The sequence below is a fragment of the Lactonifactor sp. BIOML-A5 genome (genome assembly GCF_009677585.1).
Lineage (GTDB): Bacteria > Bacillota > Clostridia > Lachnospirales > Lachnospiraceae > Lactonifactor.
Genome location: NZ_WKYV01000008.1, coordinates 149,638 through 172,226, shown reverse-complemented (window position 1 = coordinate 172,226; position 22,589 = coordinate 149,638). Strand labels below are relative to the sequence as shown.

Here is a 22,589-nt window from a genome sequence, read left to right as displayed (position 1 = left end):
GACTTATGGAACATCTGGTTTTTACTATTGCCCGGCACTATGGAAGCGGAGGGAATACCATCGGCCACATGCTGGCCCAAAACCTGGGGATTCCCTGCTACGAAAGGGAGATTCTCCGTCTGGCCTCCGATGACAGCGGGATAAATGAGAGACTCTTTAATGAGGCGGATGAGAAGCTGAGAAGTAATCCCATCTTTAAAAGAAGAGGGACTAATGTATACAAAGGAGAGTTGATTCCACCCGGAAGTGACGATTTTGTATCCAATGACAACCTGTTTTATTATCAGGCTAAGGTGATGAAGGATCTGGCCCAGTCACAGTCTTGCGTTATGGTAGGACACTGTGCCGACTTCGTACTGAAAGAGTATCCCAATGTGGTGCGGGTGTTTATCCATGCGCCATGGGATTACTGTGTGGCCCGCTGTATGGAGAAAAATGATATTGATGAGCGGGAAGCAGAAAAGTATATCGAAAAGGTGAATAAGTATTTTGGAGATTATTATTACTACTATACAGGGAACTACTGGAACGATGCGAGGAATTATGATTTGTGCCTCGACAGCAGCAAGATGAGCTGGGATGAGTGCGTGGAGGAGATCAAAGCCTACACAAAAATCCGGTTCAGAGAAGAACTCTGAGTACGCAGGTGATATAAGACCCGGGAGCGGAGAGCAGGTGGGAAACCGCCGGACTCTGCTTTTGGGTCTTTTCAGCAATTACAGGGAGATATATACCCTGGGGTGAGGAGAATACATATGAAGAAAAGACGAACAGGCAGACGATATTTTGCGGCCTTGGCAGCAGCAATTATTCTTCAAAGCATGGCGGTGTTCTGCGTCTGGGGGGCAAATCAGACAGCACCGGACAGACAGGATACAGAGACAGAAGGGAAAGAGGAACAGATCCCTCAGACCGGTCTGTGGCACCAGGAGGAGAAAGGACGCTGGTACGAGATGCCGGACGGTACAAGGCTGGCTTCCTGCTGGAGGTTTATTGACAATGTATGGTATGCGTTTGACGAAGACGGCTGGGCAAGGACCGGCTGGTTTCAGGAGGGAAGCAGATGGTATTACCTGAATCAGGACGGTGGTATGGCTACGGGCTGGCTGCTGAATGGAGGCCAGTGGTATTACCTGAGGGAGAATGGGGCCATGGCGACCGGCTGGCTGCAGGAGGGAAGTACCTGGTATTACCTGAGCGGAAACGGGGCCATGGCCACGGGCTGGCAATGGATCGGCCGTTCCTGGTATTATCTTAGAGGGAACGGAAGTATGGCCACAGACTGGCTGAAGGAGGGGAGCACCTGGTACTATCTGAAAGACAGCGGAGCTATGGCCACGGGCTGGCAGCTGATTGGGAATACCTGGTATTATCTGAAAGGAAACGGGGCCATGGCCACGGGCTGGCTGCAGGAGAGAAATACCTGGTATTACCTGAAAGGAAACGGAGCCATGGCCACGGGCTGGCTGCAGAAGGGAAGTACCTGGTATTACCTGAAAGACAGCGGAGCTATGGCCACGGGCTGGCAGCTGGACGGAAGCACCTGGTATTATCTGAAAGGAAGCGGAGCCATGGCCACGGGCTGGCAGCTGATGGGGAATACCTGGTATTATCTGAAAGGAAACGGGGCTATGGCCGTCGGCTGGCAGTTGATTGGGAGCACCTGGTACTATCTGAAGGACAACGGGGCCATGGCCACGGGTTGGATCCAGCTGGGGAATACCTGGTATTATCTGAAAAGCAGCGGGAAAATGGCAGCTGACGAGTGGATAGGAAACTATTTTGTGGATAAGAGCGGCGCCTGGATCCCGGACAAGGCGAGAGGGAAACTTATCGCCATAGATGCCGGACATCAGTTAAAAGGAAACAGTGAAAAGGAACCCATAGGACCGGGAGCGTCGGCAACAAAAGCGAAGGTTACCGGAGGGGCGAAGGGAACCGCCACGGGACTGTACGAGTATGAATTAAACCTGCAGGTATCATTGAAATTAAGAGATGAACTTAAAGCCAGAGGATATGAAGTTTATATGATACGTGAGACGAACAATGTAAATATCAGCAACGCGGAAAGGGCTAAGATGGCAGCCCGCGCCGGTGCGGATATCTTGGTGCGGATTCACGCAAACAGCGACTCCAGCAGCTCAGCGACCGGCGCCCTGACGATCGCACCGTCTAAAAACAATCCGTATATCAGGGGACTTGTAAACGATTCCCGCCGTCTTTCCCAGAATATCCTGGACAGCTTCTGCGCAGCAACAGGTGCCAAGAACAGAGGGATTCTTACCTCTGACGAGATGAGCGGTATCAATTGGAGTACAGTGCCTGTTACCATTGTTGAGATGGGATTCATGAGCAATGCTTCCGAAGACCGCAGGATGGCGGATGCAGGTTACCAGAAAAAGATGGCAAAGGGAATTGCCGACGGGATAGATAACTATTTTAACTAGGGGAGGAGAACAATGAGAGTATGAAGAAAAAGGCATTTAGAGCGGCATTTCCGTATACTATACCAATCTGTGCAGGCTTTATGTTTCTTGGGATCGCATACGGAATCTTTATGCGGAGCAAGGGGTTTGCCTTCTGGTATCCCATGCTGATGAGCGCCACTATCTTTGCGGGGTCTATGGAGTTTGTGGCAGTCAGTCTGCTGCTTTCACCCTTTCAGCCATTTTATGCTTTGCTTCTGGCGCTGATGGTGAATGCCCGGCATCTGTTTTACGGCATATCCATGCTGGAAAAATACAGGGGAACTGGCAGAAAAAAGTGGTATTTAATCTTTGGCATGTGTGACGAGTCCTTTTCTATTAATTGCACCACAGATCCCCCGGCAGGCATTGATCGGGGGTGGTTTATGTTTTTTGTAACTCTCCTGAATCAATGTTACTGGTTTGCAGGTGCAACTGCGGGGGCAGTGCTGGGGGGCTTCCTCCACTTTGATACAAAGGGTCTGGACTTTGTGATGACTGCTCTGTTTGTTGTGATTTTCCTGGATCAATGGTTCGCATCCAGAGATCACTTCCCTGCGGTTATCGGAGTGGTGGCCACCGCAGTCTGTCTGTTTCTGTTCGGACCTGACAATTTTATCCTGCCGTCCATGGCAACTATGCTGGCCATACTGACTATCCTGAGGGGGAGGCTGGAGAAGAAAGAAGGTGACGTATGTCCATAACACAGCAGATGATAACCATAGGAATGGTAGTACTGGGAACTATGCTTACCCGCTTTCTGCCTTTTATGATTTTTCCGGATAATAAGCCGATACCCAAATATATTCAGTATCTGGGCAAGGTACTGCCCTACAGTGTGATAGGGCTTTTGATTGTGTACTGCCTCAAAGGGGTATCCTGGACTTCCCCGTCCTACGGCCTTCCGGAGATCATTTCAATTGCAGGGGTAGTCTGCGTCCACCGTTGGAAGAAGAATATGCTGCTGTCTATTGCCACAGGCACGGTACTGTATATGATCCTGGTGCAGGCAGTTTTCTGATCCAGAGCCTTGTTGGATGCCAAAAAGGGTTGTATAATGAAGAAAATGCAGGAAAACAGTGCGGACAAATCTTCAGAAAAGGCAGATGAGTACTATGGAAGAGACAAAAGACAGTACCTTGTTACAGCCCGACCTGAGACGGGGACTTACATCGGAACAGGTGAGGCAGAGAAAAAAAGACGGCCTGCTAAATGAGCAGGAGGATAAGAACAGTAAAAGCATAAAACAGATCGTCAGAGACAATCTCATGACGTTTTTTAACTTGATAAATATTATTCTGGCCGGACTTGTAATCTTCGTGGGTTCTTTTAAGAATCTGCTTTTTATGGGGATTGTGATCTGCAACACCGGCATTGGAATCTTTCAGGAAATACGGGCCAAGAAGACACTGGACAAGCTGTCCCTGATTACTGCCACTAAAGTCAAGGTAGTAAGAGAGGGAACGCTGAAAGAAATCCCTGTGGAGGAGGTCGTGCTGGACGACATTATGCTTCTGGGGGCGGGAAATCAAATCTGTGCGGATGCCACGGTGAGAGAGGGCATGCTGGAGGTCAATGAATCCCTTATCAGCGGGGAGTCGGATATCATTGTAAAGCGGCAGGGGGACCAGCTGTTTTCCGGAAGCTTTGTGGTGTCCGGGCAGGCGATGGTCCAGGTAATCCATGTGGGAACAGAGAATTTTTCCTATAAGATCATGTCAGAGGCCAGAGCATATAAAAAGCATAAATCAGAGCTTCAGAAGTCTATAGATGTGATTTTGAAGATTATTGGCATTCTGATTATCCCTCTGGGGGTAGGGATGTTCTACAGCCAGTATGCGGTGGCCCACGCCTCCTTTGGGGATGCTGTGGTGAACATGGTTGCCGCAGTTTTGGGTATGATCCCGGAGGGGCTGGTACTGCTGACCAGCATCGCCCTGGCCGTAGGCGTTATTCATCTGGGGAAACATAATACCCTGGTACACGAACTCTTCTGTATAGAAACCCTGGCAAGGGTGGATGTGCTCTGCCTGGATAAGACGGGAACTCTCACGGAAGGGCGGATGAAGGTGGAGGATGTGATCCCCCTGGAAGAAGTCCCGGTGGATGAGATTGTGGGAAATATGCTTCACTGCCTGAAGGATAACAATGCCACCTTTATGGCAATGAAGGAATATTTTCCGGATCGTGCGGATTATACTGCCGTGCATACTATACCATTTTCTTCTGCCAGGAAATACAGCGGTGCATCCTTCCAGGGGAAGGGTACCTTTCTGATAGGGGCATATGAATTCATGTTCCCTCAGGAGAAGGAAGAAGATTCTCTCAAATATCAGATTGATCAGCATACCAGGAAGGGCATCCGGGTGCTGGTTCTGGCCCACAGCGAGGAAATTGCCGAGGAAAACGAGCTGCCGGAGGATATGATTCCCTGCGCCATTATACTTTTAAGTGATATTATCCGGGAGGACGCCAGAGAAACCTTGAAGTACTTTGCGGACAGGGATGTGCGGCTTATGGTGATATCCGGGGACAATCCCGCCACGGTCTCCAATATTGCGAAGAAGGCAGGACTTGCAGATGCAGATTCTTATGTGGATGCAACCACTTTGGATTCTGATTCGGCTCTGGAGGCTGCGGTTGAGAAGTATCATATATTCGGGCGTGTGACACCCGAACAGAAGAAGAAGATTGTGCTGGCCCTGAAAAAACAGAAACACATTGTGGCAATGACCGGTGACGGGGTAAATGACGTTCTGGCGTTAAAAGAGGCAGACTGCAGCATTGCCATGGCAGCAGGAAGCGATGCCGCCAAGAACTGCTCCAATCTGGTACTGTTGGATTCTAATTTCAGTTCTATGCCTTACATTGTAAAAGAGGGGCGCAGAGTGATCAATAATATTCAGAGTGCAGCCTCCCTGTTCCTGGTAAAGACAATCTTTTCCCTGGTACTGTCTATTTTCACCTTGATGTTTACCTGGCAGTATCCCTTTATTCCCATCCAGCTTTCTGTCATCAGTATGTGCGGTGTGGGAATTCCTACCTTTATTCTGGCTCTGGAGCCCAACTTTAACCGGGTGAGGGGAGACTTCCTGAGAAACGTGCTGCAGAATGCTCTCACGGGAGCGCTCACCATTGTGGCGGAGGTGATTCTTATCACAATCCTCTGCGGATACCTGAAGTCAGGTGCGGCTGTGCGCTCTACCATGTGTGTGCTGGCCACAGGTGTGGTCAGCCTGTATATGATCCGGAAGGTGTATCCTTTGCAGTCGAAGCTTAGAAAGGCTGTTTATTATGCCATGTTTGGCTTGTTCTTCTGCTGCCTGTTTGTGCTTCCGCCACTGTTTAGTGTAGAGGACATACCGTTCCGGGAAATGATAGTTTTGCTTCTTCTCCTCATTTTTACTCCTTACCTGATAGACGGCATATATGGCGCCATGGAGTGGGTCAAATCCTGGTGGAGGAAGATGAGATTAAAATGGAAGGAAAGAGAACACTGGAAGCCGGACAGTTAAAGCCGGCCGGTTCTTCATTCCGTGGGAGTCCTAAATAGGGCTCCCACAGCCGAAGGCCAGGATAGAAAATGAATAAATAGGTATAATTTACAAATTTATTCATATAATAGAAACAGATACAGCAGAATTCCTCCCTATGCTTGACAAAGAATATAGATAGGACTATAATAGGGGAGTGATAAGAAATTAACGCGGGGTGGAGCAGTCTGGAAGCTCGTCGGGCTCATAACCCGAAGGTCACAGGTTCAAATCCTGTCCCCGCTACTACAAAGAAAAGTCAGGACATTGTTGTCTTGGCTTTTTTTATGGATATCTTTAGAAGCCCTGCCGGTAACTGACTCTATAAAACCTGGTGTACAAATAATAAATTGTAGCTTATACTATACTTAAATATAAACAGGTATATGCGGACAGTTGCTCCTATGCCTGACATAGGAAGTATTGGGAGGAAAAGAGATGGCAAAGTACAAGTGCAGACAGTGTGGTTATATTTATGATGAAGAGGAGCAGGGGAAACCAATTGGGGAGCTGGAGGCATGTCCCATATGCAGCCGGCCGGCAGGTATCTTTGAGAAGCTTGGGGAGGCGGTACAGGCTGCTCCTAAGCCGGGAGAGCAGAGACGGGATCTGGATTATCCGGCGGAATATGCAAGGGTTGATGAGTCCTGCCGCTATATGAAGGAGATCCATGAGATGGCGGTGACGGGCAGGCCAATCATTGAGGCTATGGGAACCAGAATGGCAATGCCAGGATGGGATGATATCCTGATTCTGGGGGCTCAGCTTAACCCAATGCCGCTGGATGAGCATGCAGAGGTAAACACCACCACCGTGATCGGAAAGCATGCAAAAAAGCCTATGGTCATAGAAAATCCGGTATACATATCCCATATGTCCTTCGGCGCCCTTTCCAAAGAGACAAAGGTGGCCCTGGCCAGGGGCAGCGCCATGGCACAAACTGCTATGTGCAGCGGAGAGGGCGGAATACTTCCGGAAGAAATGGCGGCAGCCTACAAATATATATTTGAATATGTTCCAAATCTCTACAGTGTAAATCCTGAAAACCTAAGAAATGCCGATGCAATAGAAATTAAAATCGGGCAGGGTACCAAGCCCGGAATGGGAGGGCATCTCCCGGGGGATAAGGTAACGCCCGAGATTGCCAGGATCCGAAATAAGCCTCTGGGAAAAGATGTGATAAGCCCCTCCAGATTCTCTATGGTACAGTCCAGGGAAGATTTAAAGGATCTGGTAGATCAGCTTCGGATGGCTTCTGACGGGAGGCCTGTGGGAATTAAGATCGCTGCGGGACGGATTGAGAGGGATCTGGAATTCTGCGTCTATGCCGGACCTGACTTTATAACCATTGACGGAAGAGGAGGGGCTACAGGCGCCAGTCCAAAATTGGTTCGGGATTCTGCCAGTGTTCCCACGATTTATGCTCTGTACAGGGCCAAAAAGTATCTGCGGGAAGCAGGAGCCGACATTGATCTGGTTATTACCGGAGGGCTAAGGGTATCGTCCGACTTTGCGAAGGCCATAGCCATGGGAGCGGACGCGGTGGCAGTGGCCTCTGCGGGGTTAATTGCCGCGGCCTGTCAGCAGTACCGCATCTGCGGCACAGGGAAATGCCCGGTTGGAGTGGCAACCCAGGATCCTGCACTGAGGGCCAGATTTCAGGAAGACGCGGCGGCGGTTCGGGTGGCCAATTTCCTGAACTGTACCCGTGAGGAATTGAAGACATTTGCCAGGATCACGGGACATGAGGACATTCATGAACTGGATACAGAGGACTTGTGTACCATCAGCAGAGAAATCTCAGAGTATACCAATATCAGACATGCATAAGTGATAAAAAATTCAGGGGCGGCAGATACTCGGCCGCCCCGTCAGTGAGTGAGGAGTTAAACGTATGGCAGAGATTAGAAAGATAGGAATTATCGGGCAGGGGGCTTTGGGGGTCATGTATGGCTGGCAGCTCACCAGGCACTTGGGAAGTGAGCGCGTGTTTTTCATTGCGGATTCCCGGAGAATTGAAAAGTATCAGAGGGAGGGGATTTACTGCAACGGAGAGAAGACAGAGTTTCAATATCTGACGCCGGATACAAAGGGAGTACAGGCTGATCTGCTTATATTCGCCGTAAAATATACGGCCATTGAGGAAGCTCTTGACGATACGGCAAACTTTGTAGGGGGTTCCACTATTCTGTTATCTCTGCTCAACGGTATCGCAAGTGAGGAGCGGATTGGAGCCAGATACGGGGAGGATAAGATGCTGTACTGCGTGGCCCAGGAGATGGATGCCCTGAAAGAGGGAAACCAGTTCAGCCATACCAATATGGGCACATTAGTAATCGGGAACCGGGATAATAAAAGAGATGAAAGGCTTTCAGCTGTGGAGAATATTCTCAGGAAAGCCGGTATTCCGTATCTGATTCCGGAGGACATAATGCATTGCCTGTGGAGTAAGCTAATGTTTAATACAGGAGTCAATCAGACCGCTGCAGTATATGCCTGTAATTACCGCCAGATGCAGGAGGAGGGGCAGATCCGTGACACCGCTCTGTCTGCTATGGAAGAGGCAAGATGTATTGCAGAAGCGGAGGGAACGGTGATTACAGACAGAGAATTTTCAGAGTGGATGCAGATCCTTGGGAGGCTGAATCCGGAAGGAATGCCGTCCATGCGGCAGGATACCAAGGCTAAGCGCAAAACAGAGGTGGAGCTGTTTTCGGGGACCCTAAGAAAGCTGGGAAAAAAGCATCAGATACCCACACCGGTCAATAACTGGCTGTATGAAAAAATACAGGAAATAGAACATGACAGAACGCTGGGCGGAGGGGACGAAACACTATGAGGCTGACACTGGAAGAAGGACGTCCCCTTTATATACAGGGGCGTCCCCAAAAAGAGATACGGACGTATGAGCTCCTGGAAAAGCTTCAGATTCCTTTTCAGAGGATCGATCATGAGCCTATGTACACCATAGATGCCTGCGGGGAAGTAGACCGGGTTCTCGGAACAGAGATATGTAAAAATCTGTTCCTGTGCAATTCCAGAGGGACAGAATATTATCTTTTACTGCTCCCGGGAAGAAAGAAATTTATAACAAAAGAAGTATCAGGGAAGCTTGGCACTACAAGGCTATCCTTTGCCGGGGAAGCGCAGATGGCTGAGTATCTGGATCTCACCCCCGGCTCTGTGAGTGTTATGGGGCTTATGAACGATACCGGGTGCCGGGTACAACTGGTGATAGACCGGGAGGTTAAGGAACAGCCATCCTTTGCCTGCCATCCCTGTATTAATACCTCAAGTATACGGATGTCTACAGCGGATCTCCTGGAGAAGTTCCTTCCGGCAGTGCATCATACGCCTGTATTTTTGGAATTATAGTGGGGGCAGGCGGGAACTTGAAAACCTGCAAAATAATAGACAAGAAAAAGTGGGTATCACTGGTAAAACTTGACAAAAATAGTAGAAATGTCATATTTTGTAGAAACTTAATAGATTTGTAATTGAATCTTTTCCTAAAACCTTGTATCATAAGAGAGTAAATAAGGGACTGAAGAAAAGGGAAGAGGTAACAATGAACATAGATGAGAGAAACTTGGATTCGGAAGAAATAGAATATCAGCGAAGACGGGCAGAGAGAATGAGAAAACGGAGAGAAGCCCTGAGGCGGCAGCTGTTTATCAGAAAGTGTATCCGCCTGGGGGTGATAGCCTTTCTTCTTGTATTGATCGCAGGGGTGGGAGGTTATAAGCTTGTAAGTTTCATCGGCGGCAAGACCCAGTCGGGGAATGCCGGGGTTGTAGATGTACAGGCCAAGACCCCGGACGATCCCAGTGAGGCGGCCCGTCAGCCCATCAGGGATGCCGATAATATGGAAAAGCTGGCATCAGCGTCCACCGGATGGCAGACCGATGACAAGGGAACCTGGTATCAGAATGCGGACGGCTCTTTCTATGTCAGCGGATGGAAGGAGATAGACGGCAACCAATATTATTTTGATGACAGCGGATACATAATCAAGGATGACTGGCTGGAAAAGGACGGGGAAGATTTTTATTTCAATGCAGACGGCCAGTACGACGCAACTGTTAAAAAGCCTATGGTAGCTCTTACCTTTGATGACGGACCGGGCAAATATACGGACCGGCTCCTGGATGTGCTGGAGGCTAACAACGCGAAGGCTACTTTTTTCCTCCTGGGACAGAATGCAGAGAAGTTTCCGGAACAGGTAAAGCGGGAAAAGGACCTTGGGATGGAGATCGGCAACCATACTTACGACCACCAGATACTGACAAAGATAGATATCGGGAATGTAAGCACTGAAGTATCACAGACAAATGAAGCGATCAAGAATATTATCGGGGAACCGGCAACTGTAATGCGTACGCCTGGAGGAGCCCAGAACGCTGACGTTTTGGCCCAGATTGGGATGCCGGTTGTCCTGTGGAGTATTGATACAAAAGACTGGAAGACGAAGGATGTACAGAATACCATAGATGTTACGCTGAATAATGTGCAGGATGGTTCTGTTGTGCTGATGCATGATATCCATGAGTTTACGGTAGAGGCAGCGGAGCAGATTATACCTGCATTGGTAGAAAAAGGATATAAGCTGGTTACCGTCAGTGAGCTGGCAAAAGCGAAGGGAATTACCCTGGAAAACGGCAAGTCTTACTCCTACTTCGGAGAAGGAGAGCAGACGGTAGAATAATAGAAATAATTACATAGCAAAGGAACCGCCCGACAGTTACTGCTGCCGGGCGGTTTTTTGGTTAAGTCTTATTTTCCGTAGTATGCTTTCAGATAAATCTCCTTAATCTCGGACATCAGCGGGTATCTCGGATTCGCTCCGGTACACTGATCATCAAAAGCCTGTTCCACCATTCTGTCAAGAGTATCCAGGAAGTATTTCTCGTCAACTCCGTAATCCTTGATGGTTTTCTTAATGCCTATCTTTTCTTTCAGCTCTTCCAGAGCCGCAATTAATTTGTCAAAGGTATCCGAATCGTCCTTGCCCACAATTCCTGCAAAACGGGCGGCTTCCGCATAGCGCTCCAGTGCGTGTGGATACTGATACTGAGAGAAGGTACCCATCTTTGTAGGAGCGGCGGCCGCATTGAATTTCATAACCTCTGTCAGGATAATAGCGTTTGCCACACCGTGAGGCAGGTGATGGAAGGCACCTAATTTATGTGCCAGGGAGTGGTTGATCCCAAGGAAGGCATTGGCAAAAGCCATACCGGCCAGACACGCCGCATCTGCCATCTTAACTCTGGCTTCCACATCTGCAGCTCCGTATTCAAAGGCTCTTGGCAGATATGTAAATACATTTTTGATAGCCTTCAGGGCAAGACCGTCTGTGTAGTCGGTAGCCATAATGGAAACATAGGCCTCAAGTGCGTGTGTCATAACATCAATACCGGATGCGGCGGTCAGGCCTTTCGGCTGATTCATCATATTATCCGCATCGATGATCGCCATATTAGGCATTAATTCGTAGTCTGCAAGGGGATATTTGGTTCCTGTCTTTTCATCGGTGATAATAGCAAAAGGAGTAACCTCTGAGCCTGTTCCGGAGGAAGTAGGGATGGCGATAAAGAACGCTTTCTCACCCATCTTCGGGAAAGTATAAACTCTCTTGCGGATATCCATGAAGTCCATTGCCATCTTCATAAAGTCTGCGTCCGGATGCTCATACATCACCCACATAATCTTGCCGGCGTCCATGGCGGAACCGCCGCCCAGGGCAATAATGCAGTCCGGCTCAAACTGTCTCATAGCCTCAGCGCCCTTAGTAGCGCAGCCAAGCGTAGGATCCGGGGCAACTTCATAGAAACAGGTATGCTGAATTCCCATCTGATCTAATTTATCTTCGATAGGTTTGGTATATCCGTTTTTATAGAGGAAGGTGTCGGTTACAATGAAGCATTTCTTTTTGCCGTACACTGCTCTCAGCTCATCCAGAGCCACTGGCATACATCCTTTCTTAAAGTAAACCTTATCAGGCGTTCTGAACCAAAGCATATTTTCTCTCCTCTCTGCAACGGTCTTGATGTTAATCAGGTGCTTCACTCCGACGTTTTCAGAAACAGAGTTTCCGCCCCAGGAACCGCAGCCCAGTGTGAGAGATGGCTCCAGTTTAAAGTTATAAAGATCACCGATTCCGCCGTGGGAGGAAGGGGTATTAACCAGGATACGGCAGGTTTTCATGGCAGCCGCATGTTTTGCCATCTTTTCGGTCTCCGCCGGGTTTACATACAGGGAGGATGTATGGCCGTAACCTCCGTCCGCAACTAATTTTGCCGCCTTGTCAAGGGCCTCGTCAAAGGTTTTGGCTTTGTACATAGCAAGTACCGGTGATAATTTTTCATGGGCAAATGGCTCGGAGATATCTACAGAATCAACCTCACCGATTAATATCTTAGTCTCAGGGGGAACCTTTACTCCGGCCATCTCAGCGATAGTTGCGGCTTTTTGGCCAACAATCTTAGCATTGACTGTACCGGACGGAGCCAGGATAATACTGCGGACTTTGTCCAGCTCATCCTTTTTCAGGAAATAGCAGCCTCTGTAGGCGAACTCCTTTTTCACTTCCTCATAGATGCCGGCCAGAACAGTGACAGACTGTTCCGAAGCACAGATCATTCCGTTGTCAAAGGTCTTTGAGTGGATGACAGAATATACAGCCATCTTTATATCCGCACTGTCGTCAATAATGACCGGGGTATTTCCAGGGCCAACACCGATAGCAGGTTTGCCAGAGGAATATGCGGATTTGACCATACCGGGGCCGCCGGTAGCCAGGATACAGTCAGCTTCCTGCATTACCTGGTTAGTAAGCTCCAGAGAAGGTACGTCGATCCAGCCGATAATTCCTTCCGGTGCCCCTGCCTTTACAGCTGCTTCCAGCACAACCCTGGCAGCCTCAATGGTACAAGCCTTGGCGCGGGGATGAGGACTGATAATAATGGCATTTCTTGTTTTCAGACAAATAAGGGTCTTAAAAATGGCAGTAGAAGTAGGGTTGGTGGTTGGGATAACCGCAGCGACCAGTCCCAGTGGTTCTGCGATCTTTTTGATTCCGTATGCCGGATCTTCATCGATAACACCGCAGGTCTTTGTGTTTTTATAGGCATTGTACATATACTCTGCAGCATAATGGTTTTTGATTACTTTGTCCTCGACCACACCCATACCTGTCTCCTCCACAGCCATTTTGGCTAATGGAATACGCTGCTGATTGGCTGCTATAGAGGCGGCCAGGAAAATATTGTCTACCTGTTCCTGAGTAAAAGTCGCGAAAACCTTCTGAGCCTCTTTCATTGCGGCTAATTTAGCTGCCAGTGTCTCCGGGCTGTCCACGATAGTTGGAACTTTTGTTTCTTTTTTTGCCATAAGTTAATCCTCCTTAAATTGAATAGAAAAATGGTAAAAAAGCTTCTTGTGATTGATAATATTTTAACAAATGTTAAAGGGATTATACCTCATTGTTAAAATATAGTCAATACATTTTTTGGGAAAAAATTCTTCAGAAACAGGCTTTTTTGAACTTTTGTTGAATTGAATTTTCATAGGTTGAGTATAACACAGAATTGACCCGAAAGGAAGAAAAGTTAAATAATAAACAAGAAAAAGGAATACAATTACAGGAAAAAACAGTGTGATAATAAAAAATTGAGAAATCTTTATGAAAAATTAACGCAAAATAAGCACTGTACAGGCAAATGAATTGCCATAACAGCGCTTATAATCAAAAAATATTCGATGCCTTTCCGTTCTGTGACAGAACGTTTGTCTTTAATCTGAAAATTGTACGTGCTGGAAAATTCTACAAAATATAAACAAAAAATTAACGATTTTCTCTCTTCCTCATGCGGGAATCCAGTATTTTTTTCCGAATCCGGAGACTGTTGGGGGTAATCTCCAGAAGCTCATCACTGTCTATAAATTCCAGGGCCTGTTCCAGGCTAAGGATCCTCGGGGGCGTCAGCTTTAAAGCCTCGTCGGCGGAAGAGGAGCGGGTATTGGTGAGGTGCTTTGTCTTACATACGTTCAGTTCAATATCCTCTGCCTTGCCGTTCTGGCCGATGACCATGCCGGCATATACTTTCTCGCCTGGTCCAATGAACAAGGTTCCCCTGTCCTGAGCGGAAAAGAGGCCGTAGGTTACAGCATCCCCTGATTCAAAGGCAATGAGAGAACCCTGCTTTCTGTACTGGATATCACCCTTATAAGGACCGTATCCGTCAAACGCAGTATTGATGATTCCATTCCCTTTTGTGGCAGTCATAAACTCACCCCGGAATCCAATCAGACCTCTAGAAGGAATGTGAAATTCCAGACGGGTGGAACCATCGCTGGCAAGACTCATACCCTGCAGTTCTCCCTTGCGTTCACTGAGTTTTTGGATTACCGTTCCGGAAAACTCTTCGGGCACGTCAATATAAGCGATTTCCATGGGTTCCTGAAGCTTGCCCCTCTCGTCCGTATGGTAAAGGACCTCTGCCTTGCTCACTGCAAACTCATATCCTTCCCGGCGCATATTTTCGATCAGAACGGAAAGATGCAGTTCTCCCCTTCCGGACACTTTAAAACATTCGGTAGTGTCTGTGTCTTCCACCCGAAGGCTTACGTCGGTATTCAACTCCCTAAAGAGCCGCTCCCTCAGATGCCGGGAGGTTACATACTTACCTTCCTGGCCGGCCAGGGGGCTGTCATTTACCATAAAATGCATGGCAATGGTAGGCTCGGAAATCTTCTGGAAGGGAATGGGATCAGGATTGTCGGGAGAGCAGAGGGTATCCCCGATATGAATATCAGAGATTCCGGAGATTGCTACGATAGAACCCACAGAGGCAGAAGAAACCTCTGTTTTGCTTAACCCGTCGAACTCGTACAGCTTGCTGATCTTGACCTTTTTCTTTTTGTCCGGGTCGTGGTGGTTCACAATGACAACTTCCTGATTCACAGAAATGGTTCCGTTGTCTACCTTTCCCACGCCGATACGGCCAACGTATTCATTGTAGTCGATGGTGCTGATCAATACCTGTGTTCCTGCATCCGGGTCTCCCTCAGGAGCGGGAATATATTTCAGGATAGTCTCAAACAGCGGCTCCATATTGTGGGGCGCGTCATTGAGATCCAGGACTGCATGGCCTCTTTTAGCTGAAGCATACAGAAAGGGACAATCCAGCTGCTCATCCGAGGCATCTAGGTCCATAAGGAGTTCAAGCACTTCATCGATCACTTCGTCAGGACGTGCTTCCGGACGATCGATTTTATTTATGCATACAATTACATGGAGATCCAGCTCCAGAGCTTTTTTCAGAACAAATTTGGTCTGTGGCATGGCGCCTTCAAAAGCATCAACCACCAGAATTACGCCGTTAACCATTTTCAGCACACGCTCAACCTCACCGCCGAAATCTGCGTGCCCGGGGGTATCTATAATATTAATTTTAGTGTCCTTATAATAAACAGCAGTATTTTTGGACAGAATGGTGATTCCACGTTCTCTTTCTATATCATTGGAGTCCATGACCCGTTCCTGTACTTCCTGATTCTCACGAAAAACACCGCTTTGCTTCAGCAGCTCATCAACCAGAGTGGTTTTACCGTGATCTACGTGTGCAATAATAGCCACGTTCCTAACATCTTCTCTTTTTATTTTCATTGTTACATCCTCTCTTCTATAGTAAGAAGTATAGCCAACTAATAAATTCTTAACTTATAAATTTTAGCATACAACCCTGTCACATTCAAGAGGTCAAAAATTTTTCATTTTTTTAGTTCTAAAATGTTCTGCCGGAGAATAAATATGATATAGACAAAATACCACAAAGAGGAAGGGGAACTATCATTCATGGCAGATAAGATTATTGAAAACAACCAGGTATCCATTATGGGGAGAATCGCATCAGGATTCACATTTAGTCATCAGGTATTCGGAGAAGGCTTTTACACGCTTGACCTTATGGTGAAAAGACTAAGTGATTCAGAAGACCGCATTCCGCTGATGATATCGGAGCGTCTCATTGATGTGACACAGGACTATGAGGGGGAATACATCCAGGTTCACGGACAATTCCGCTCTTACAACCGTCACGAGGAGAAAAAGAACCGCCTTGTGCTGTCCGTATTTGTACGGGAATTAAGTTTTGTGGAGGAGGAAGACGACTCCATTAAGACCAACCAGATTTTTCTGGATGGCTACATCTGTAAGCCGCCGGTATACCGCAAGACTCCGCTGGGGCGGGAGATTGCCGACCTGCTTTTGGCAGTAAACCGGCCGTATGGCAAATCAGATTACATACCCTGTATCTGCTGGGGAAGAAATGCCAGGTATGCTTCGGCATTTACAGTAGGCGGTCATGTGCTTGTATGGGGCCGCATTCAAAGCAGAGAGTATATCAAAAAGATTGGAGAGAGTGAGACAGAAAAGAGAATAGCCTACGAAGTATCCGTAAGCAAGCTGGAATATATGGAATAAAACCGTTTTATTTTTAGCAAATCTTGCAATCTTCTACCAGGTGTAGTAATATATACACGTTATCTGATGAAAGTCGGCAGATATTATCAATAGAAGAGACTCTTTGGCCGGCTGCGGGATTTCAAACAGACGTGTAGGGACAGGTCTGGAAGAGGTAAAAATATGGAAAAAGGTTTAGTCGAGGTATACTGTGGGCTGGGCATGGGCAAGACGCCGGTTGCGATTGGCCAGGCTATCAGAGCTGTAGGTCAGGGCAAATCAGTGATTCTCATACAATTTCTTAAGGGAAGAGCAATGGATGAACTGAATTTTATGGAACGCCTTGAGCCAGAGATAAAAGTATTCCGTTTTGAGAAGAATGAGAAGTATTATCAGGAACTGACCGAGGAAGAAAAGCAGGAAGAGGACTGGAATATTAAGAATGGTCTGAATTTTGCACGGAAGGTTCTGGGAACCGAGGAATGTGACTTATTAATTCTGGATGAGATTCTGGGAGTAGTGGAACATGGCATCATAACGGGAGAGGAATTGAAGACTCTTATAGAATGCAAGGACAAACACACAGGTTTGATTCTTACCGGTTATCATATGTGTGAAGAAATCAGGGATTGTGTGGATACAATAACGATATTTGAAAGCATGGAAAATGAGAAAAAAAAGCAGGAAGACGATAATAAATAGAGATGAAAGCCGGACTTTATGGACCTCAGCACCGAAAGGTGCTGGGGTCCATTTCCCGTTTTGGGGAAAATTGGAAGAATATTCCAGAGAGAATATACAGAATTGAATGGATATATGAAAGTAGGAAGTATTCTTAAAACGAATAAATAGATACCAAAATTGGAATTGTTAATTTTCAGAACGTTTGTTAGTATTTGACTATAAAATACAAGAAAATACAAAATGAAGAGAGAAAATTGTGCATTACGATGAAAAAATCAGTACTACTATGTGCGGGACCACGAAAAAATGATGAAATTTCATCGAAGAAAGGAGAAGTACTTATGAAAAGAAAAAAACTGGTAGCACTCTTAATGGCAGCCGCTATGGCTGTTTCCATGCTTGGAGGATGCGGAGCGGATGACGGAAAGAGCGAAGACGCTTCCAATGCTGCGGAGACCGGAGATGCGGAACCCGACAAAGAAGAGGCAAAAGACGATGCCGGTGAGGAAAGTGCTGATTCGGGAAGCGGCTGGAAATCAGATCCAGACCATGAGCCGTATGAGATTGAGATCTATACAAACGCTCAGGGCGGAGCAACCTATGTTCTTGGTGTTGCCTTTGCAGATTTAATTAACAAATACAGCTCCTGGCTGAAGGCCACAGCTATGGAGTCTCCGGGACCAGACCAGACAGCTTCTATGGTTTTAGCGGATGATAACTATAAAGAACACGTGATGGGGTATATGATTGGCGTGGATGCAATCCTGGGAGAAGATCCTTTTACTGAGCCTAATTATGACCTTCGCTGTCTGATCGGCTATGGACTGGTATCCAATGTTTTCCTTACACTGGATGAGAATATAAAGACACTCCAGGATTTAGACGGCAAGACAGTTGCTCTAAGAACCAAACCCAATGTTCCGGCCGTTGATATCCCCACAAAAATGTTTGAAGTTCTGGGGATTGAGCCCAAATATGAATATCTTTCCTTTGCGGATTCTGCCACTGCGCTGGCTGACGGGAAAGTAGACGCCATCTTATCCGGCGGTATGGCACTCAATGCGGAGGCAACAGAGTGGACGCAGATGGCAGCCTTGGCAGAGGTATATGCCCGCAATGATGTTTATTATGTATCCCTGGACGAAAAGGCGCTGTTTGAAGCAAAGGACGCTCTGAACCATTCCCTCCTCCCGGGCGTTATGACTCTGGAGCCCGGGCAGTATGACTCCAAATTTAATGATGAGGTTACCATTATGGCGGATTACCTGTGCTGGTATGTACACAAAGATTTCCCGGAGGATGTTCAGGAAGAGCTTTTGAATATCTACTATGAACACTGCGATGAATTTGCGGAATATAAGGATGAAGGCAGATACTGTACAAAAGATAATATGGGCAAGATTGATACCCCAGAGCTGATCTCCGATGTGGCAAAGAAATTCTATGAAGAGAAGGGCATTGAAGTAAATTACAGAGAAACTCCTTATGAGACCTATGTTCCGAAATAGATAATAGGCGAGGCTGAAGCAAAGCAGATGATGCGAAAGTACTGATTATCTGAACACGGTATACTCATTTTGTATTGAACTATTTTAAACGGTTGTTATGTATATTGGAAGAGTGCGGCGGATGTATCTTTTTGTATCCTGTCCCGGCAGAGAGCGACATCCGCAGCGCCCCTGAAAGAAAGATAGTAAAAGTGAAAATAATACCATATTTATAAGAATAAATGAAACAGCCATAAGTACTCAAAGGAGGTGTACAGATGGGATTTGGCAAGAAAAAGAAAGATAAAGAAGAACAGGCCATAGAGCAGGCGGTGGAAGTCAAAGCTTACGGGGGTGTCCTGCCGGAAAAAGTCTATGATTATCTGCTGGTTGTGTTCTGTCTGGCTATGTGCATGATGCATATGATATGTGCTAAGAAATCGTTTCTGCAGCAGGAAGTATATCTGACCATGCATATGTTTTTTTCGTTTATAATTTTATTTTTGTCAACAGCGAAAAAGAGCGAAAGTAAAATACATAATGCGTTTTTATTTTTGTCAGTGGCGCTGACATTTGCGTTTACCATCTATGTGTGCTGTAATCTGGAGGCTCTGAGAGTCCGTCAGTGGGTCAGCACAAATCTGGATATTGTCGTGGGATGTACCATGATCGTCCTGGCGCTGTATGCATGCTGGCTGGGGTTTGGAAAATTTATCCCCATACTTGTAATCATTGTCTGCATCTATCCGTTTTTCGGAAAGATGATGCCCGGACCGTTTCACACGAGTGCCCTTCCCTTCAGCAGGACAATCTCCAACCTTTCCATAGGGCTGACTACCGGGCTGTACGACAGTACGCTGACCATATCGGCGAATTATACCTTTTTATTCTGTGTCTTCGGCGGTGTTATGTCAGCCACAGGAGTGCAGAAATTTTTCGGCGAATTTGGAAAATGGACTGTGGGACGTTTCCGGTCCGGGAGTGCTCAGATTAGCGTGGTGAATACGGCAATGGTTGGCATGGTATGCGGAAATGCCATTGCAAATGTAACCATGACCGGACCTTATTGTATCGATAACATGAAAAAGAACGGCTATAATCCTACGACTGCTACTGCCATTTCCTGTGTGGGGTCTAACGGAGGACAGATCCTTCCGCCGGTTATGGGAATTGTAGCTTTTTCTATGGCTGGATATGCCGGAATCCCCTATTGGACCATCTGTAAAATGGCTATTATTTCTGCCATTCTTTATTACCTCTCCCTGTCTCTGTATGCCCATCTTCACGCCCTGAAGACCCCGGAGCTCAGAACACGGATTGTGGAAAAGCCTGTGGTGGACTGGGACGTAATGAAGTGGAAAGGCCCCGCATTTGTGGTACCTTTTATCATTATTATAACCCTGCTGATCCAGGGGAAATCCGTTATGGTGTGCGGCTTTTGGGCTATTATCTCTGTTATTGTTATGAGCTATCTGGCGCCAAAGAGACACAGACCAAAGTTTCGTGAGCTGATAGGCGGATTTGTGGAAGGGGCAAAGCAGGGGGCCCAGATGGGAGCCTGCTGTGCTGTCATCGGTATGCTTGTGTGTACCTTCACCACCAGCGGAATGGGCGTAAAACTTACCTCTGGTATTGAGAGCTGGAGCCACGGGTCTTTATTCCTGGCCCTTTTGATTCTCTATATTGCCAGTATTATAGCCGGTATGGCAGGGGTGTCTGTGGCAGCGTACTTTACCGCGGCAGCATTTGCGGTTCCCGCCCTGCAGAAGCTGGGGATTGCCTATGCCACCGCTCACTTCTTCTGTGTCTATCCGGCTTCCTACTCAACGATTACACCGCCGGTAGCCCTGACCACTCTGGTGGGCACACAGATATCCGGGACACCTTATGGCAAGACTGCTATAGAGTGCTGTAAGATCTGCGGCGTTTCCTTCCTGGCTCCATTTTTATTTGTATATGCACCGGTTCTGCTGCTGGAGGGAAGCCTGACGGATCCTACCTCCTATATCCAGCTCCTGGCGGTCATTGTACTTACCGTCGCGGCGCAGTTCTGCTGGGTAAATTATTTCTGTACGGACCTTACACTGCTGGAGCGGGCGATGTTTTTCCTCAGCTTCCTGACATTGATTCTCTATATCTTTATGAGCATGAATATATTGTGCATCATTGGCCTGGCGCTCTTTGCAGCTGCCACGGTGTCTCACGTAGCAAAATGGAAAAAGAATAAAAAGAAATTAGTTTCATCTGCTGCTGTCTGAGCAATGGAGACTATATAATCCTGGATTATTCATGTTAATTTGTATGTCAATGCTGCAAGAGTAATTCAGGATTATTAGGTTTCTGTGCTGCGTTCCTAATGAAAAGAGGTGACAGAACTATGGATTTTTTTAAGGAATATACAAAAAAGAGCTGTTCTCCCGACGAGGCGGTGGGCAGAATCCCCTCCCTGAGCCGCGTTCTTCTGTGCAGCGAACCGGCTGCCCTGGCGGAGGCGCTTTATAAACAGAGGGAGAGATTTCATCCCTTGTATCTTTATTCTATGATGGGATTTGCAAACCCTGAGATCTACCAGCGGTTATACAGCGAAGGGGCCAAAGAAAACTTTTCTGTGGGGATTAGCTATATGACAAAACCCGAGGCCCAGGCAATCAGAAGAGGGATAAAAATAGATCACCTTCTCACCCATTTCAGCAATATCGAGGAGATGTTCCGGGAGAGAATACGGCCGGATTATGTCCTCTGTCACGTATCCCCTATGGACTCAGAAGGGTATCTCTATATGGGAATCTGTCCCGGACCGGGGAGAGTCTCCATCGACAGCGGGGCAAAGGTAATTCTGCAGGTGAACCGGAATCTGCCTATGATTAACACAGACTTTAACAGAATACATATCAGCGAGGCCGAGGCACTGTGTGAAATGGATACCGTGCTGGCGGAGATACCGGATATGGTTCCCACGGAATTAGAAAAGAAAATGGCTCAGCATATTGTGGAGCGGATAGACGATGGCTCTGTGATTCAGCTGGGGGTTGGAGGCGTGCCCAGCGCTGTTGGAAATTTTCTGGGACATCACAGACATCTGGGAATTCACACGGAGGTCTTTACCGACGTTATGAGAGTACTGATGGAAAAAGGGGTGGTGGATAACAGCCGAAAACAAGTCCGTCCCGGCCAGTCAGTGGCAGGATTTCTCCAGGGAACCAGAGACACCTATAAATTTGTCCATGAGAATAAGGAACTCTATTTTGATCGTCTGTCCTGGGTGAATCACCCGGAAACCATTGCCCGGAATGATAATATGATATCCATTAATTCCTGTATGGCGGTAGACCTTCGAGGCCAGGTATGCTCTGAGTGCATTGGGCTTGATACTTATGCGGGGAGCGGCGGCCAGCTTGACTTTGTCAGAGGGGTGCGGGGTTCCAAGGGCGGAAAATCCTTTATTGCCATGAGATCCAGTCTGGAAAAGGCGGACGGCACCAGTATATCAAAAATTACGCTGACGCTGCCTCCAGGCTCTGCGGTTACCACCCCCCGCAATGACACGCATTTTATTGTAACCGAGTATGGTGTGGCGGAGATGAGAAACCGTACACTGAGTGAAAAGGCAAAAGCGCTTATCGGCATCGCACATCCGAAGTTTCGTGAGGAACTTATGTATCAGGCGAAACAGCAGCTGATAATTTAGCTAAGTACTGCGGAGGTAGAACTATGAACCGAATTGTAATTGATCAGGAGCTGTGCAAGGGATGCGGTTTCTGTATTGCTTACTGCCCCAAGGAGATAATTCATCTGGGCAGTAAATGTAATTCCCTGGGGTTTAAATATGCTGAGACAGAAGCGGGGGAAGGAGCCTGTACGGCATGCAAAGTATGTGCCTTAATGTGTCCTGATGCGGCAATTACTGTTTTTCGCGAAAGCAGATAAGACGCAGGCCTCCGGCTGGGCCGAAAAGACA

General features: G+C 47.3%; 17 protein-coding genes and 1 tRNA gene. 16 read left to right on the top strand and 2 right to left on the bottom strand.

Annotated features, from left to right (window positions below; all coding sequences use genetic code 11):
• Nucleotides 1-5: 5 nt before the first annotated feature.
• The 10 genes from GKG41_RS09150 (at nt 6) to GKG41_RS09105 (ending at nt 10,703) form a co-directional block, all read left to right on the top strand.
• Nucleotides 6-638 (top strand): cytidylate kinase-like family protein, encoded by a 633-nt coding sequence (locus GKG41_RS09150; protein ID WP_154258209.1) that lies wholly within the window; start codon nt 6-8, stop codon nt 636-638.
• A 117-nt stretch (nt 639-755) separates the two neighbouring features.
• A complete protein-coding gene (locus GKG41_RS23740; protein ID WP_154258208.1) occupies nt 756-2,447 on the top strand; it encodes an N-acetylmuramoyl-L-alanine amidase in 1,692 nt (563 codons plus the stop codon).
• Between the two features lie 20 nt (nt 2,448-2,467).
• Complete coding sequence (locus GKG41_RS09140) at nt 2,468-3,169, top strand: AzlC family ABC transporter permease (protein WP_154258207.1); 702 nt, start codon at nt 2,468-2,470, stop codon at nt 3,167-3,169.
• Nucleotides 3,160-3,486 (top strand): branched-chain amino acid transporter permease, encoded by a 327-nt coding sequence (locus GKG41_RS09135; RefSeq protein ID WP_154258206.1) that lies wholly within the window; start codon nt 3,160-3,162, stop codon nt 3,484-3,486. Before GKG41_RS09140 ends, GKG41_RS09135 begins: the two co-directional genes overlap by 10 nt.
• Nucleotides 3,487-3,580: 94 nt before the next feature.
• Nucleotides 3,581-5,980, top strand: coding sequence for a cation-translocating P-type ATPase (locus GKG41_RS09130; protein ID WP_173015568.1), 2,400 nt, complete (start codon nt 3,581-3,583; stop codon nt 5,978-5,980).
• A gap of 190 nt (nt 5,981-6,170) precedes the next feature.
• A tRNA-Met gene (locus tag GKG41_RS09125) sits at nt 6,171-6,244 on the top strand.
• Nucleotides 6,245-6,436: 192 nt separating this feature from the next.
• Nucleotides 6,437-7,828 carry a glutamate synthase-related protein gene (locus GKG41_RS09120; RefSeq protein ID WP_154258204.1) on the top strand — a complete coding sequence of 464 codons (1,392 nt, stop codon included), beginning with the start codon at nt 6,437-6,439 and terminating at the stop codon, nt 7,826-7,828.
• Nucleotides 7,829-7,892: 64 nt separating this feature from the next.
• Nucleotides 7,893-8,837, top strand: a complete 945-nt coding sequence (locus tag GKG41_RS09115; RefSeq protein ID WP_154258203.1) for a ketopantoate reductase family protein — start codon at nt 7,893-7,895, stop codon at nt 8,835-8,837.
• Nucleotides 8,834-9,373 carry a prolyl-tRNA synthetase associated domain-containing protein gene (locus GKG41_RS09110; RefSeq protein ID WP_154258202.1) on the top strand — a complete coding sequence of 180 codons (540 nt, stop codon included), beginning with the start codon at nt 8,834-8,836 and terminating at the stop codon, nt 9,371-9,373. The genes GKG41_RS09115 and GKG41_RS09110 overlap by 4 nt, the downstream gene beginning before the upstream one ends.
• 193 nt (nt 9,374-9,566) lie before the next feature.
• Nucleotides 9,567-10,703: a polysaccharide deacetylase family protein gene (locus tag GKG41_RS09105; protein ID WP_154258201.1), complete on the top strand. Its 1,137-nt coding sequence runs from the start codon at nt 9,567-9,569 to the stop codon at nt 10,701-10,703.
• A gap of 68 nt (nt 10,704-10,771) precedes the next feature.
• Here the strand turns inward: GKG41_RS09105 and adhE are convergent, their stop codons facing one another.
• Nucleotides 10,772-13,387 carry a bifunctional acetaldehyde-CoA/alcohol dehydrogenase gene (gene adhE, locus GKG41_RS09100; protein WP_154258200.1) on the bottom strand — a complete coding sequence of 872 codons (2,616 nt, stop codon included), beginning with the start codon at nt 13,385-13,387 and terminating at the stop codon, nt 10,772-10,774.
• Nucleotides 13,388-13,841: 454 nt separating this feature from the next.
• Nucleotides 13,842-15,665 carry a translational GTPase TypA gene (gene typA / locus GKG41_RS09095; protein WP_154258199.1) on the bottom strand — a complete coding sequence of 608 codons (1,824 nt, stop codon included), beginning with the start codon at nt 15,663-15,665 and terminating at the stop codon, nt 13,842-13,844.
• 189 nt (nt 15,666-15,854) lie between these two features.
• Here typA and GKG41_RS09090 point away from each other — a divergent pair, with 189 nt between their 5' ends.
• The 6 genes from GKG41_RS09090 (at nt 15,855) to GKG41_RS09065 (ending at nt 22,558) form a co-directional block, all read left to right on the top strand.
• A complete protein-coding gene (locus GKG41_RS09090; protein ID WP_072853466.1) occupies nt 15,855-16,481 on the top strand; it encodes a single-stranded DNA-binding protein in 627 nt (208 codons plus the stop codon).
• A gap of 162 nt (nt 16,482-16,643) precedes the next feature.
• On the top strand, nt 16,644-17,162 hold the full coding sequence (locus GKG41_RS09085) for a cob(I)yrinic acid a,c-diamide adenosyltransferase (RefSeq protein WP_154258198.1): 519 nt from the start codon (nt 16,644-16,646) through the stop codon (nt 17,160-17,162).
• Between the two features lie 323 nt (nt 17,163-17,485).
• Nucleotides 17,486-18,652, top strand: coding sequence for a TAXI family TRAP transporter solute-binding subunit (locus GKG41_RS09080; RefSeq protein ID WP_173015569.1), 1,167 nt, complete (start codon nt 17,486-17,488; stop codon nt 18,650-18,652).
• Between the two features lie 257 nt (nt 18,653-18,909).
• Nucleotides 18,910-20,889, top strand: a complete 1,980-nt coding sequence (locus GKG41_RS09075) for a TRAP transporter fused permease subunit (RefSeq protein WP_154258196.1) — start codon at nt 18,910-18,912, stop codon at nt 20,887-20,889.
• A 119-nt stretch (nt 20,890-21,008) separates the two neighbouring features.
• Complete coding sequence (locus tag GKG41_RS09070) at nt 21,009-22,319, top strand: acetyl-CoA hydrolase/transferase C-terminal domain-containing protein (protein WP_173015570.1); 1,311 nt, start codon at nt 21,009-21,011, stop codon at nt 22,317-22,319.
• 23 nt (nt 22,320-22,342) lie between these two features.
• Nucleotides 22,343-22,558, top strand: coding sequence for a 4Fe-4S binding protein (locus GKG41_RS09065; RefSeq protein ID WP_154258194.1), 216 nt, complete (start codon nt 22,343-22,345; stop codon nt 22,556-22,558).
• Nucleotides 22,559-22,589: the final 31 nt, after the last annotated feature.

What these genes read in the sequence shown, in the direction of transcription:
- GKG41_RS09135 (WP_154258206.1), top strand. Translation starts at nt 3,160, where the DNA reads ATGTCCATAACACAGCAGATGATAACCATAGGAATGGTAGTACTGGGA.
- GKG41_RS09065 (WP_154258194.1), top strand. Translation starts at nt 22,343, where the DNA reads ATGAACCGAATTGTAATTGATCAGGAGCTGTGCAAGGGATGCGGTTTC.
- GKG41_RS09140 (WP_154258207.1), top strand. Translation starts at nt 2,468, where the DNA reads ATGAAGAAAAAGGCATTTAGAGCGGCATTTCCGTATACTATACCAATC.
- typA (WP_154258199.1), bottom strand. Translation starts at nt 15,665, where the DNA reads ATGAAAATAAAAAGAGAAGATGTTAGGAACGTGGCTATTATTGCACAC.
- GKG41_RS09080 (WP_173015569.1), top strand. Translation starts at nt 17,486, where the DNA reads ATGAAAAGAAAAAAACTGGTAGCACTCTTAATGGCAGCCGCTATGGCT.
- GKG41_RS09150 (WP_154258209.1), top strand. Translation starts at nt 6, where the DNA reads ATGGAACATCTGGTTTTTACTATTGCCCGGCACTATGGAAGCGGAGGG.
- GKG41_RS09075 (WP_154258196.1), top strand. Translation starts at nt 18,910, where the DNA reads ATGGGATTTGGCAAGAAAAAGAAAGATAAAGAAGAACAGGCCATAGAG.
- GKG41_RS09090 (WP_072853466.1), top strand. Translation starts at nt 15,855, where the DNA reads ATGGCAGATAAGATTATTGAAAACAACCAGGTATCCATTATGGGGAGA.
- GKG41_RS09115 (WP_154258203.1), top strand. Translation starts at nt 7,893, where the DNA reads ATGGCAGAGATTAGAAAGATAGGAATTATCGGGCAGGGGGCTTTGGGG.
- GKG41_RS23740 (WP_154258208.1), top strand. Translation starts at nt 756, where the DNA reads ATGAAGAAAAGACGAACAGGCAGACGATATTTTGCGGCCTTGGCAGCA.
- GKG41_RS09105 (WP_154258201.1), top strand. Translation starts at nt 9,567, where the DNA reads ATGAACATAGATGAGAGAAACTTGGATTCGGAAGAAATAGAATATCAG.
- adhE (WP_154258200.1), bottom strand. Translation starts at nt 13,387, where the DNA reads ATGGCAAAAAAAGAAACAAAAGTTCCAACTATCGTGGACAGCCCGGAG.
- GKG41_RS09130 (WP_173015568.1), top strand. Translation starts at nt 3,581, where the DNA reads ATGGAAGAGACAAAAGACAGTACCTTGTTACAGCCCGACCTGAGACGG.
- GKG41_RS09110 (WP_154258202.1), top strand. Translation starts at nt 8,834, where the DNA reads ATGAGGCTGACACTGGAAGAAGGACGTCCCCTTTATATACAGGGGCGT.
- GKG41_RS09085 (WP_154258198.1), top strand. Translation starts at nt 16,644, where the DNA reads ATGGAAAAAGGTTTAGTCGAGGTATACTGTGGGCTGGGCATGGGCAAG.
- GKG41_RS09070 (WP_173015570.1), top strand. Translation starts at nt 21,009, where the DNA reads ATGGATTTTTTTAAGGAATATACAAAAAAGAGCTGTTCTCCCGACGAG.
- GKG41_RS09120 (WP_154258204.1), top strand. Translation starts at nt 6,437, where the DNA reads ATGGCAAAGTACAAGTGCAGACAGTGTGGTTATATTTATGATGAAGAG.